Origin of the sequence: Dehalobacter sp. DCM (assembly GCF_024972775.1) — a bacterium.
Taxonomy (GTDB): domain Bacteria; phylum Bacillota; class Desulfitobacteriia; order Desulfitobacteriales; family Syntrophobotulaceae; genus Dehalobacter.
Window position 1 is genome coordinate 2,649,490 of the sequence record NZ_CP092282.1, and the last position, 14,356, is coordinate 2,663,845.

General features: G+C 44.9%; 10 protein-coding genes. 1 reads left to right on the top strand and 9 read right to left on the bottom strand.

Going from position 1 to position 14,356, the window contains the following annotated elements:
- Position 1 precedes the first annotated feature (1 nt).
- Together polA and LPY66_RS12305 are read right to left on the bottom strand one after the other, a co-directional pair.
- The gene (gene polA / locus LPY66_RS12300; RefSeq protein WP_337988083.1) at positions 2-2,764 is read right to left on the bottom strand and encodes a DNA polymerase I; all 2,763 of its coding nucleotides are present in this window, start codon (positions 2,762-2,764) and stop codon (positions 2-4) included.
- A gap of 234 nt (positions 2,765-2,998) precedes the next feature.
- Positions 2,999-5,851, bottom strand: a complete 2,853-nt coding sequence (locus LPY66_RS12305; protein ID WP_337984623.1) for a molybdopterin-dependent aldehyde oxidoreductase — start codon at positions 5,849-5,851, stop codon at positions 2,999-3,001.
- A 358-nt stretch (positions 5,852-6,209) separates the two neighbouring features.
- Here LPY66_RS12305 and LPY66_RS12310 point away from each other — a divergent pair, with 358 nt between their 5' ends.
- A complete protein-coding gene (locus LPY66_RS12310; protein WP_337984624.1) occupies positions 6,210-7,775 on the top strand; it encodes a PucR family transcriptional regulator in 1,566 nt (521 codons plus the stop codon).
- On the opposite strand, the gene trsM is transcribed toward LPY66_RS12310, so the two are convergent.
- From trsM to LPY66_RS12345, 7 genes are all read right to left on the bottom strand, one after another.
- Positions 7,756-8,490: a DVU_1556 family methyltransferase gene (gene trsM, locus LPY66_RS12315; protein WP_337984625.1), complete on the bottom strand. Its 735-nt coding sequence runs from the start codon at positions 8,488-8,490 to the stop codon at positions 7,756-7,758. The genes LPY66_RS12310 and trsM overlap by 20 nt on opposite strands.
- Positions 8,491-8,622: 132 nt before the next feature.
- On the bottom strand, positions 8,623-9,948 hold the full coding sequence (locus tag LPY66_RS12320; RefSeq protein WP_337984626.1) for a DVU_1553 family AMP-dependent CoA ligase: 1,326 nt from the start codon (positions 9,946-9,948) through the stop codon (positions 8,623-8,625).
- 88 nt (positions 9,949-10,036) lie between these two features.
- A complete protein-coding gene (locus LPY66_RS12325; protein ID WP_337984627.1) occupies positions 10,037-10,447 on the bottom strand; it encodes a NifB/NifX family molybdenum-iron cluster-binding protein in 411 nt (136 codons plus the stop codon).
- Between the two features lie 80 nt (positions 10,448-10,527).
- Positions 10,528-11,928 carry a radical SAM (seleno)protein TrsS gene (gene trsS, locus LPY66_RS12330; protein ID WP_337984628.1) on the bottom strand — a complete coding sequence of 467 codons (1,401 nt, stop codon included), beginning with the start codon at positions 11,926-11,928 and terminating at the stop codon, positions 10,528-10,530.
- 145 nt (positions 11,929-12,073) lie between these two features.
- Positions 12,074-12,475 carry a DVU_1555 family C-GCAxxG-C-C protein gene (locus LPY66_RS12335; RefSeq protein ID WP_337984629.1) on the bottom strand — a complete coding sequence of 134 codons (402 nt, stop codon included), beginning with the start codon at positions 12,473-12,475 and terminating at the stop codon, positions 12,074-12,076.
- Positions 12,476-12,545: 70 nt separating this feature from the next.
- On the bottom strand, positions 12,546-13,625 hold the full coding sequence (locus LPY66_RS12340; RefSeq protein WP_337984630.1) for an XdhC/CoxI family protein: 1,080 nt from the start codon (positions 13,623-13,625) through the stop codon (positions 12,546-12,548).
- 55 nt (positions 13,626-13,680) lie between these two features.
- Positions 13,681-14,298 carry a histidine phosphatase family protein gene (locus LPY66_RS12345; protein WP_337984631.1) on the bottom strand — a complete coding sequence of 206 codons (618 nt, stop codon included), beginning with the start codon at positions 14,296-14,298 and terminating at the stop codon, positions 13,681-13,683.
- Positions 14,299-14,356 lie beyond the last annotated feature (58 nt).

Here is a 14,356-nt window from a genome sequence, read left to right on the forward strand (position 1 = left end):
ATTAAACTGTATATGGAACCATATCATACCAGTTATTCCCCACCTTGCAGTCAACAACCAACGGCACTGCTAATGGATAAGCGCCTTCCATTGCCTGAATCACTTTGTTTGCCGCTTCAGCCAGTTCATCCGGTGCAATTTGGATAACAAGCTCGTCGTGAACCTGTAAAAGCATATCTGCCTGCAACCCTTTCAGGGCTTCATCTACTTTGATCATGGCAATTTTCATAATATCCGCAGCTGTTCCCTGGATAGGAGAATTTTTAGCGATACGCTCGCCAAACTGCCGTGTCATACGGTTGGGGTGAGCCAGTTCCGGTATTTTCCTCAGCCGGTTTAAGAGTGTCCGTATTTCCCCGTTTTCCTTCGCTTCAATAACAGCTTCTTCAAGATAACGGTTTACCCCCTGGTAGCGTTCAAAGTACTGGGTAATATAATATTTTGCTTCTTTGCGGGATATTGCCAGGTCTCGCGCCAACCCGAAATCCGTTAAGCCATACATCAGTCCAAAATTGACCGCTTTCGCTTTACGACGCATATCCTTTGTCACTGACTCAAGCGGCACCCCAAAGACTTCGGCTGCCGTCCGGCGGTGAACATCTTCTTCGGATATAAACGATTGGCAAAGAATAGGGTCTTTCGAATAATGCGCAAGGATACGTAATTCGATCTGTGAATAATCCGCGGAAAACAGCACCCAATCCGTGTTGCCCGGCCGAAATACCTTCCGCAGCTTACGTCCTTCTTCCAGGCGAATCGGGATATTCTGAAGATTAGGCTCCGTACTGGATAATCTGCCTGTTGCGGTTACCGTCTGTTGAAAGGTCGTATGAATCTTGTCGTCACGAATCTGTGCCAAAAGTCCTTTCACATAGGTCGAATTCAACTTGACAAGCTGCCTGTAATTAAGAAGCTTTTCGATGATTGGATGCTCCGGCAATAATTCCTCTAATGTCTCGGCGTCAGTAGAATAACCTGTTTTGGTCTTTTTAAGCGGCGGCAGACCCAGATTTTCAAAGAGGATTTTGCCTAGCTGCTGCGGAGAGTTGATATTGAAATTTTCACCAGCCAAATGATAGATTTCTGTCTCGCATGCACATATATTGTGATCCAATTCGGAACCGAATTCGCTGAGCATCGCTTTATCTACTGCAATCCCCGTTTTTTCCATTTGCGCGAGGATTTTGCTTAGAGGTTCTTCAATCTCATGCAGCAGCTTTTCCATGCCGTTTTCTGCTATCTCCTCTGCAAGCTTAGATGCCATTTTCCGCAGCAATGACGCTTCACGGGCAGGGGTTAATGAGAATAAATCGGTGATATGATCACGCAGTAATTCGCAGACGCTGAAGTTTGTTCGACTGGGGTTAAGTAAGTAAGAAGCTAAGCTAAGATCCAAATCAATCCCTGCCAACTGTTTTCCTTCGTTACCCATTAAAGAATATAGACTTTTACTGTCGGCAACGATTTTTCGGATAGTGTCATCCGCTAATATTTCGTCCCAAAGCGCTAAGACACGGACAGGCTGATCGCAGCGTTTCAATGTATAGGCATAGTGTTCATCACAGATACCCATTTCCGTCCATTGTCCCTGATGAATACTGCCGTTGTGACGATAGCTAAGCGCCAACAATGGCTTTTCTTCCAGCCATTGTTGCAGAAGGTTCAGCCATGACTCCCCATCGAGATCCTTTTCCGGCTGATTTATATCCTCAGCACCTGCTTCTTTTTCTGATGCTATATTATTGTCACTTCTAACCAAATCGTCGATGCTATCTGAGAATAACCCGAATTCCTTTTGTTCTATATCCGATAAATTGGCGGGGTCCTTTTTCGATACGGGACGTTTTTGGGCAGAGCGAGAAGGATTCTCCGGGTCACCTTCCCCACCGATGACAGCCGCTAAGCTCTGTTCAAATAGAGCAGCTACTTTATACAGGCTATAATGATGGAGGATTTTTTTACTGTTTTCACGGTTGGGCTCTTGCCACCGAAGCTGTTCTAACGTATGTTCTACTGGAACATCATGAATCATTGCCGCCAGCTTTTTACTGAGTAAGGCCTGCTCAGCATAGGTATTCAGCAATTCATTTAACTTCTTACCGGATACTTTATCTTTATTCTGCAGAACGTTCTCCACAGAGCCAAATTCATGCAATAATTTCAATGCCGTCTTTTCGCCAACTCCCGGAATACCGGGGATATTATCCGAGGTATCGCCCATAAGGCCTTTTAAGTCAATAATCTGGGCAGGGGTTAATTCATACCTTTCGTAGAGTCTTTCTGCGTTATAGCTCTCGACTTCGGAAATCCCTTTGACCGTTAGTAATACATTCGTTCTGGGATTGATCAGCTGCAATGCGTCCTTGTCGCCTGTAAAGATACTGACATTAATATCATGGGCAATCGCCAGATCATTCACAGTTGCAATAATATCATCGGCCTCATAGCCTCCCAATTCCAGGATGGGCACGGACATGGCCTGCAGGATGTCTTTAAGATATCCAAATTGTGGTTTTAATGTTTCAGGGGTTTCCTTCCGATGGGCTTTGTATCCTTCATACTGTTCGATACGAACAGTCGCTTTCGTTTTATCAAAAGCCACCACCCAATAGTCCGGCTTCTGTTCTTTTTGCAGCCTGAACAACATGGTCAGAAAACCATGTACCGCATTCGTTGGTCGTCCGTCCGCGGAGGTCAGCGGCGGAAGCGCATAAAAAGCTCTATTAATCAGACTGTTACCGTCCAATATCAGCATATGGGGCATGAGCAGGCTCCTTTCAGGGCAATCCAGTTCATATTTTCCTTTTATATCATAACCTTTTCTCGGATCAATAACAACAATGATTATCAGTTTGAATACGACGGGAGTATGCAATAAACAAGGCATTGCGTGTCATTGATGATCTTTGTTCGGCAGTTGTACATCCGTGTACAGAAAAAAATAGGTGCTGCGAACAACAAAAATGGTTTGCAGCACCTATAAGAATATTGCCAATTATTAGTGATGATCGAATACAGTCGGCTTCTTCGTCAGATTGACAGGGTTTTGCTCCATATCATCTAATTTTTCCCACATATCATAGCCAAGATAATATTTTCTGGGCTGCGGTGTCTTGCCTTGAGCGATCAAATCCAATCCGGCTTTGACCTTATCCGGTGTGGCAGGCAGTTCGTAAATCCTTACCCCGCAGGCATTATAAATGGCATTGATAACCGACATATGCGGTCCTGCCTGGAAGACTTCGGAGCAACCGGAAGATCCGAACGGACCTGTGGGCCTCATGGATACGACGGTATCGATTGACAGCTCATCCGGAACATCGCCGATGAACGAAAATCCGGAATTGGCGAGTCCGGTATGCTTTTGCGGATCGGAATACTGTTCGCGGAGGGCATAACCGGCAGAGTGCATCATGCCGCTATACCCCTGACCTTCAAAGGACAGGATATTTCCGATCGGGCCGCAGTCGACAACGGCATGCATTTTCAGCAACTTTGTCTTTCCCGTTGTGGTGTCGACTTCGACCATCGAAAGAAACGTTCCCCACATATACTCGGCAGAAGGATTCCCCTGGCACGTATTGGGATCAAGGGGTTTGGTGATTGACGTCGTATCGGATACTCCCAAGTATTTGGTGGGAATTCCGTCGGCAACCATCTCATCATAGGTACGGAAAGTGCCGTCCTCTTTCTTCATTGCCTTCATCAATTTGTCAGCAGCATCTAACGTGGCGCGACCTGTCACATAGTGCGTGCGGCTGCCGGCTGCCGGGCCGGTATTCGGGCAAAGCCCGGTATCGTTCATACAGAGTTTGATTTGCTCGGGTTTCAGGCCTAACGGTCTTAGCGCTTCATACGTGAATACGAGGGCGTGTGCGTCCGTTCCTTGTCCCTGATCTTCGGCGGTGTTAAAGTTAGTAACCGTTCCGTCCGGATTTAGTTCCAAAGCCACCTCCGCATGATCCGGCCCGCCGGTGGTATTATAACAGCTGTTAGATATCCCAACGCCGATCTTCATAAGGGGTGTGCTGTTTTTCTTGGCATAATCTATTGCCGCCTCATAGACAGGACGCATTTTTTCGTAAATCTGCGGATAGGGGTATACAGATAACGTGTGACCGCTATTGGTGGTATCGCCCTCATGGTAACTGTTGATAGCTCGGAATTCAAACGGATCGATTCCAGCTTTCTCTGCCAGCATATCCATCAGGTGCTCAAATACAGTGAAACACGGCGGCGATGTCGCAGCGCGATAAGGCGCTGTCATGGCAACATTGGAAATAGCTACCGAGGACAATGCCCGGATGTTCGGAATATAGTAAGTCATTCCGGTATAGCGGGTCCCGCCTTCTGCAACCGGGAAACCAAATTCAGCATACGCACCGGTATCAAACACCGTTTCATATTCCAGCGCTGTCAGCTTGCCGTTTTTATCACAGGCCAGTTTTCCGTTACTAAAACAGCCTTGACGTTTTCCGGTGATATGCTGATGCTCATCATAACTGAGGGTCATGGTGCAAGGTTTGCCGGTTGCCAAGGTGGCTACTGCCATCAACGCATAGGTAAGAACACCGCCCGAATACCCAAAGCTGGCACCGGTCGGATTTTCAATAATCCTGATTTTATCATTGGGTACCCCAATCCCTCTGGCTATCATCATAATACTCATGTACAGGGCCAGGGTCTTACAGTGAATCGTTACGACGCCCTGTTCGTCAACATACGCCTGTACCGTATCCGGTTCCAAAACCAGATGTGGTTCATGCTGGGAGTGGAAACTTCCCTCGACTACAAAGTCCGAGTTTTCCATGATCTTGCGTGTATCTTCCCCTTTCCGCAACGGGAAGGTTCCATAGATATTCGGATGCTCGGGGTGAAGCTGCATTGCGCCTTCGGCACAGGAGTCCAGGATATTTTTATAGGCCGGAAGCTCTTCAATTTTCAGTTCAACCTTTTTAGCCGCTGCCCTGGCTTCTTCCCTTGTCCTGGCAGCGACCAGGGCGACGACATCCCCGCAGCGCAGGATTTTATTCTCCACCAGAATATAATGGTCAAAGCCGTCACAGCGAGAATGCGGACTGCTGCAGGGGAACATTGTACGGTTTGTTCCCTGAACGTCCTTATAAGTAATGATTTTTTCCACGCCGGGCATTTTCTCCGCTTCGGAGGTGTCGATCGAAATTAAATTGCCATGATCAACCCCGGGCAGGACTACGGCAATATGAAGTGCACCGGGCATTTTCATGCCGATGTCGTCACCATAATCACAAAGGCCGGTTACTTTAGCCAAGGCGGCGGGACGTGGATATCCTGTCCCGTAGATTTTCCCGTCAGTCGGGACTTTATACTGAATGTCTTCCATGGTCCATTCGCCGCGGATCACTTTGGCCGCAGCCAGAACAGAATCGACAATCGGTTTGTAACCGGTACATCGACAGGCGTTATGGTTTTTCTGGAACCAAGCCCGTACTTCCTGGCGTGTCGGATTATTGTTTTGATCCAGCAACACCTTAGCCGAAACAATAAAACCGGGTGAACAAAAACCGCATTGTACTGCACCATACGTAATAAATGCCTGCTGCAGCGGATGAAGGCTGGTCGGGGTACCGATTCCTTCGATGGTGACGATCATACTTCCTTCACTGATATTTTTCATTTTTTTTATGCAGCCGCGTGTTACCTCTCCATTCAGGATTACAGAACAGATACCGCATTGTCCCACTTTACACCCTACCTTTGTTCCGGTAAGCCCAAGACGCCTTACCACATCGGCGAGTGTATCTTTTTCTTTGTCGCAGATGAGCATACGATCTACACCGTTAATGTTTAAGATCATTTTGCTTAAGGCCATTTATTCTACTCCTCCCTTTTGTTGCTTTGAGCAATAAATAAGTCGATAGATTCTCCTAAAATAATTATATCGAAGTGAGTTTTTTGAGCACTATTCTATCTGCACAAAGATAGCCTTATGCAGTATTATGACTTAGTGCGAAATGTACAGGTTTCCGTCACTATCCTATTGTTGCCAATAATTGAGTTGAAGCAATAATAAAAATAAAATATAATTACATTGAGTTAATAATGTTTTTGTTTAATTATTATTGACTTTGTTTGTTTCATATTGCATATAGCACTTAATTAAATCCATTTTATTCAGAAATTTCGACTAACATTATAATATTTGTATTAAATAAATAATGAGGGTCTTTATGAAAATCAGTATGTATACTGTTGAAAATGCAATAAAACCGTATATCATCGAAAAAACACTCCGAAGCGATGCCGCAATGATGATCGAGTCTGCTTTATTTTTAGATTCAGAAACAGAATTATATCGCGCAGACTGTCTTTATGTCTGTCTGTCCAAGCATCTACCAATCCCTATACTCATACCCGATAAAACAAATATTATCTGTCTGGGCAAACCTTCCGCTTACGCCGTCGAAGCCTATGCGCATATTAATCTGATTCTTGTTTCTGATGACATAAATCTTAAAAAATTCTTTAATACTATCCTTGGCACTTTGGAAAAATACACTATGTGGGAAGAAAAATTGGATTGCTTACTGAAAAACCATGCTTCTTTACAGGAATTCTTAGATCTTGGGGCAGTAATATTCAAAGAACCGATGTGTCTTTTAGATTATCACCATAACGTCCTGGCAACCACCTCCATGATTGATTCCCAGGATGATGATTTCTGGACATACCTAAAAAAAGGGTATATCAATAACAGTCCAGAAATTATATCCCATAAGCAAGACAAATTTAACGATATTGTTGACGCCCGTTCCCCGGTCGCGATGATCTCCAGTATCAGCGGAAAATACAAGCTAATATCCGCAATCTATGTTGATAATAAACCCATTGCGTTCTTAGCTATGATCCATAGCACAAAAGATAAAAACAATCCGTTTGATATCTATGTCCAGCAACTTTTTAATTTCTTTGTCAATAGCATCACCCAGCGCTTGCATCAATCGGCCTTAACAAGTAAAAACAAACAGTTGGCGGATGAAAAACAAAACGGTGCTATTCAATCCAATTTCAATATACCCGGTCTCGATTTAACTCAGATATTAAAATATTTTGATTTTAAAGCAGGCAAACAATTTCAAATCGCATTATTCCAATTTAACGAACCACAAAAAAAGCCTGACCACGTTATTGAGATCAGCTATACCATTGAAGCAGCAATTCCTTATTCCAAATGTGTCCTGAGCGGAGAGCTGTTTATCGCAGTTATCGATCTCCAGTATCACGCTTACCTGCCGAAGGCTGTAGCCAAACGGTTTATAGGTATTCTTGAAAAAAATGATGGCTATTGTGTCTTAAGTCCTGTTTTTCACCTCAGCGAAGAGCTACCGCATGTTTTATTGCAGGTTTCGGAAGTCATCAATTTTTGTATGCGACTTCAACCGGATACCCGTTTAAATCATTATCATGATTACGCGGTTCTTCATTGTCTAAAAGCATTGTCGGAAAACGAGAATATGTCCTATATTCTTCACCCGATGCTGCGAAAGTTAATTGACTATGATATAAAATACGGTACAGATTATTATGATACATTAAAGGTCTATCTAAAAAATAATTGCTCCATTGCCGAATCCGCAATTATCAAACACATGCACCGTAATTCATTTCTTTATCGGATTAAACGGATCAAGGAGCTCCTAAACAACGATCTCGACGACTGCGACTTAAGATTCAAATTACTTTTTTCAATTTATTATTTAGATTGTGAAAATATCATTACAAATTGGGTAGATTGATCTTTTCCCACACGGATAAACAATAACCAATTTTGGCTGTTTTCATGCTCTCCTTTACACTATAGGCTTTTTCACAGGTTCCTAAGATACTTTCCCAAAATAAGGATAACGAGCCATATTTCATAATCAGTCCGGCAATAAACTCTTTATAGACGGTGGTTTCGTCCTGCCAAGCATCAAGTTTAAATCCCGCCGCAGTAAACTCTGTCAGCAATACGTCACGGGTCGCAATCCCGTCCACACTGGTTATCATCGGAAGGCCGGAACATTCTCCAGTCTTTTCTCTTAAATACAAGTCACTGACGATCAGTTTACCTCCGGGAAGAAGTACCCGGTTTATTTGAGCTAAAGCCAGAGGTTTATCAGCAAAGAGACTGAAGGTACATTCGCAAAAAATACCGTTTAGCGATTGGTCCGCATAAGGAAGATCATACACATCCCCCACTTGGACTTCAAGTGCATTATTCTGGCTTTTGGCTTTTTGGATCAGTTTCTCCGAGATATCTATCCCCATGGCTTGCATGCCGTAGTCCTTAATAAGTAATTCGACCGTCTTGCCGCAGCCGCAGCCAATATCGAGAATGCGGCTATCGACAGGAAATCCTGCAATTCCCATTGCTTTCCGTGTTAATTCCAATCCGCCTGGGCGCAAGGTATCTTCCGCAGCCATTTGGAATTGTTCATCTTCATAAAGTCTGCTCAGATAATCTGTCATTCTTGGACTAACCTCCTCAATGTTTATAGTATGTCCATTTCTTTTATCCTCGGTTTACCTTATTAATAAACACTATTGATAAAACTGTATCCTATTTTATTTTTCAAATGATACAGTTCAGATTTCTTGTCTTTACTGTTTCGCCAAGCGTAGATCTTCAATTTTTCTTTTACTTGTCCCCTTAGATATTGGTATGTCTGCCCAATGCGTGCTGATATTAACAACTAAAATACCCACTGTAAGGCCTTTTTGTACAGCGGGAATTGTTCGCAATATATCCGTTATCTCTTGCGGATCGACACTATTTGTTTCAGTCGCCTTTATCAGGACATTTAGATGCTCCTGGCCGTTTTTCTCTTCAATCCGGCATCGGTAATCTAAAACAGCATTGTGTTTAAAAAGAGCCTCATCCAGATCGATAATGGAAAAATCACTATTTGCAATTTTTTTCCTGCCGGATATTCTTCCTTGAACCACTTCCATCCGCCTTAAAACTGATCCGCAGGGGCAAGGATCAGGGAGAAAACGGCTGATATCTCCGGTCCGGTAACGAATCAGCGGCATTCCGTTACGGGTTAGCGTCGTAAAAACAACTTCACCGTACTCGCCGTCCGGAACACACTTTCTTGTTTCGGGGTCGATTATTTCAAAGTAGAGATCGGCTTCCCGCAGATGATAATCCAAAAGGGCACTGCATTGAACACCGCCGCCAAGCCCCATTTCAGTCATCCCATAATGGTTGAAAACGCTGCATCCCCACCGATTTGCGACAGCTTCAGAGATAGCCTGCGGGACATAATCGGTAGTCAGCAGAACGCTATTTATTCTATTTCGCAGCTTTTCTCCTTCTTGGTGCCGAGCCATTCTCAATACGTGTGTTGGAATTCCGACCATGGCGTCGGTGCGATTATGCAATGCACAGGAAATGGCATCTGCCGTATTATAAACGGGGCCAAAGGGTATTGGGACTGCCCCCATCCTCTTCAGCGCTATGCCTAACAGATCCCCAACACTCCCCGGCAGTTCCCACGGCAGCAGAATAAGGACCCGATCCCGAGGTCCTACTAAATTACGCATCCCATAGTCAAAAAAGTCGATGGTCAGTTCCTGATCTTCTTTTGTAAAAAACAGGCGTTTGGGGGCGCCTGTTGTACCCGAAGACTGCAAGCTAACAATCCGTTCAATCTCTCTCTGCGAGGTGCAGACAAAAGCATGCGGATTTTCGGCTATATCCTGAGGAAAGGTAAACGGCAGTTCAGCAAACCGGACGAAGTCCGTGATTTTTCCCGGATCAATCATGGCTAAAGTTTTGCGGTAAAACGCACTTTTATCTTTGGCCAAGGTTATTGTTTTCTGCAATTGAGCAATTTGATAGCTGAAGATGGCATTTTTGCTCAACACACCGGGTTCCACTCCTATTTTGCCGGCTATCCATTCATCTAAAGGCGTCTTTATCACGTTCGATCACACACCTTCTACATCCCTCTTTCCGTTGTCCTTGACTGGGCTGTTCAAAACAAATTGTATTCGTCCGAAAATGATGGTATTATTCTGCCGCCTCATCGTCATGATGCCCGCAGTCACATGTTTCTTGACTGTGATCGTGTGGAATCCATTCTTTTCCATTATATTCGCGAATGATATCCAGTTCGTAGGCATCCATAAGCGCCAAAGCCTTTAATGCTGTATGACCGGCAGCAAAATAGCGGGTCACCTGCGCCGCTGCTAGTGCTTCAAAAGCATCCTCTTCGATCGTGCCGGAAATCAGCGCCTCACAATCCTGTTCCAAGATCTTATTAACCATTGCCATCCCGTGCCCATTCGTACCTTCCGGATTTTCAAAAACCTCAAAGGACATATCATCTGTCTCGGAAACAAGCAGAAAAGCACTTGCCTCAAATGCTTCTGAGACAATGCTATCCGGCATATTTCCATTTACTGCAACTGCAATTTTCACAAGCCTCATCCTTTCATCATGTGATAGAATATTCTACCCATAGTGAGATACGATATGGATTCTTCTTTCTTTACTAATGCTTATTTCCCGCGATACAGCGAACGACCGTCACGGCTGGTAAGGTTATAAGCGCAGAACGGGATTGCTTTCCCCTTAACGATAACCGGAACACAGCAGTATTTTAAGCGTTCCAGATCTATATTTTCAGCATCCTGAAAGGTCATACACGTAATACTGAGACGGTAATTCCTTAGTCTGTCCAGCATAGCATCCCAGCTGTCAGGTTCTTTTAACGGTTGCTTACCCGTATTTCCCGGACTGCAGTTAGCTGAACTATTCTGTATTTCCCATCGCTGAGCGACAAAATTCTGCGCTTTTATCACTGATGCCTGTTGATTATTTTCCGAACTGCAGCATGTATTCTTTTTGGGGGTGCACGAGGTCAGTTTACCGTCTTCGAAATAGACAAAATCGCCATGGAATGAGCATAATGCACTTTCGCAATCTGAAGGCGCAAAATCAGTCATTTTCAGCAGTCCGTCGGTCTGCTCTTCCAACGCCCGGAGTACCTCCGGCAGCGTGATCCGATCCCTGTCATCCGGAGGCTCAGGATACCTGCCAAAATAGCTGACCGGTTGAAAATGCACCCCGCGAATTACCGGCATTCCTTTTAAGGCATAGCGCACAATCTCTCCGATCTGATCTGTATTAACCCCAGGTACGAGCGTCGGAACTAAAACCACCCCCAGATGGTTACGACCGCAATTATCAATCGCTTTCTCTTTGAGGGCAAACAAATCTTTACCCCGTAAATCTCTGTATATTTCATCTTTCATACCGTCAAACTGAAGGAATACGGTTGAAAGTCCGGCATCCTTTAACGCTCTGACATACTCCGGATCTTCAGCCAAACGGATGCCGTTGGTATTCAATTGAAAAAATGTATACCCCAATTGCCGTGCTGCTGTAATGATTTCCGGTAAATCGTCACGTACCGTCGGTTCTCCGCCGGATAATTGAATATTGCATTTGCCTGTCGTATTCCAGATTATCCGCAACTGATCCACAATATCAGCCACGGGGGGATCTTTTGTAACATTATCTTCAGGTCCTTCACCCAGGCATCTACCGGCATCGGCAAAACAAATCGGGCAACGCAGATTACAGCGTTCTGTCACTTCGATCTGACTGCAGCAGATCTGCTGACTATGACTGGGACATAACCCGCAGTCATAGGGACATCCCTTAGCTACTTCTGTCAGGGAAACCTTTGGGTATTCCGGTTCTTTCTCGCGATACCAGGTGAGATAGTCTGGTTTGCCCCGCCAAATTACTGACTGGAATTGGCCATGATCCGGACATGCCTTCCGGATATAAACGGAGTCACCGATTTTGAGCCGCTCAGCTTCGATTTGTCGTAAACATACAGGACAAACACTCGTCGTATATCCAATTACTTCACCGTTTGTTTTAAGCTGCATGATCCGTACCGTTTCCTTTCGTTTCCTTTCGTTTCCTTTCGTTTGTATCCTTTTCTTTGTTTCTTTTCCTTTTTGTTCAAATGCATTTCTAATCCATGTTTACATGGGTATATCTGCGCATCATATTCAATCTGGAATCTTTCGGCTATAACTTCAGACCGTTAATTTCCATAAGCTCCATCGCTTTATCATAGGTAGCCGCCAGGATATGGGGGCATTTTGTTGTACGGTTCATTGGATTCCCGTCCAGGATAGCCTGACAGGTAATATCGCCGTTGCTCTCTTCATACTCACTTTTAAACCATTCAACAACATCGGTTATGATGATCTTAGCATCTTCCGGTTGCAGCAACGCAATCAAGCAAGCGGTACTGGTTAGAATACCGCAAACCATATCCGTTTGCATCCCGTCGCACAAACCGCGCATCGCCTGGATCAATTCCGGGTTATCTTCAAGCTGCGCATCCTCCATCCCCATTTTCAGCAAGATCTGACTGCAGCAGTATCCGTTTAATCGCAGTTCAAACAAACGTGAAAAATCTACCATCGCGGATTATATCCTTTCTTAGAGAATGAATATTACAATTATTCCAGACAAATTAGAAAGTATAAGCAAACTAAAGAGCTTCGATCAACACATCCATAATACCGCCGCAGACCATGCCTTCATCCTCGGCCACCGAGCCTGTCATATCGACCCGCTGGATCCGGTATCCGCCGTCCAGAATAATATCCCGTGCCGTATGGATAACAGCTCCTTCACTGCAGCCGCCGCCGATGCTGCCCAGTATTCTTCCGTCACGCCATACCAGCATTTTGGCACCGGCTTTTCGCGGGACGGAACCCTTAGTAGCGATGATGGTGACAATGGCTTTTTGGTCCTGTCGGTCCATACTCAATTCATCAATCACATCCCGATCAAATTCGGTCCAGTTGATTTTGGCGGATTCCCGTCCCAGCCGTGGGTTCTCCAATCGGCGATAGCTGATTACCTGTCCCAGAATTGAAATTGCAATTTCTTCGGGAGTAACGGCTCCAATTTCCAAACCGATCGGGGTATTTACTTTTTCAATCATTTCTCTCGCGGAACCTTCACTGATCAGTTGCTCTTTCACACCCTGAACCCGCCGTCGTGACCCAATCATCCCGGCATACGCCCATTGCCTTTTTGCTATTTCTCTTAGACAGACGCTATCATAACGGTGCCCTCGTGTTACGATTACAACGTAGGTAAAGCGATTGAATTTAAGATGTTCAAAACATGTTTCAAAGCTTTCACAGAGGACCTGATCGGCTTCAGGGAAACGCTGCTTATTGGCAAACGATAATCTGTCATCCACTACCGTGACTGAAAAACCCAGTCGCGATCCAAATTCGCATAACGGTTTGGCAATATGGCCGCCGCCAAAAATAATCAAACCTGGTTCAGGAAAGAAGGGTTCAATAACCACAGTATTTTGATCCGGTGCCTGTCCTGTAATTACCTGCAGTTCACCCGTATCTAAAGCGATCCGGATCGCTTCCCTGATCTTCGGGTCTATCGTCTTCTGAAGATCAGCCTGCTCCAAGCTATCCTCCGTATAAAATTGTTTTACCGAAATGCATTTGTCTTCGCTGCTGCCTGTGGTAAGTGTTGTTACCATGAACACCTTTTTCCCTTTATTCAGCGCGTTATTGATCTGACGATAAATATCCATAAGAGACCATCCTTCCGTTTACCTTAATCCTGTACTTTGGCCTGCAAAAAAGAAATCAGGACGTAGGATCATCGTATCGTTGGTTAATTTCCAGGATCTGATAGCTGCCTGAACTTACCCGGATAAGACTCACACCGGCATAATTTTGTTCGATAATAAATAGCTGCTGCAGCGGCAGTGCCATTAAATGACAGAGAATGACACGGTTGACCCCGGCATGGGCGACGATTGCCAGATTACCATCCGTATTCTTGACAACATCAAGGAATGCAGGCAGCACTCGGCGCTGAAGGTCTGATAAGCTTTCTCCTTCGGGTGGCTGAAAATTGGCTAAATCATTGCCTCTGCGGCAGTAATCGTCCGGATAAGCTTCTCTGATTTCCTGATGGCTTTTGCCCTCCCACTTGCCCATATTAATTTCCCGGAAAGCGTCAATCATGTGGTGTGAACAAAGGGACTTTGCCGCGACGATGGCAGCTGTCTGTTCCGCTCTGTGCAGATCGCTGGAAAAAACGGTCTGGAGTTGTTTCGCTTTCAATGCCTCGGCCAACCTTTCGGCCTGCTCCCTGCCGGCAAGACTCAGATCCGGATCGGATTGCCCCCCCAGATAACGTTTTTGATCATCAATTCGTAACGGCTCAGCATGTCTGATTAGGAAAATCATTTTCTCCATATGGCAACTCCACGGTTCTTCTATCCATCTTTACTTTTTATCCATCTTTTCTTTTTAT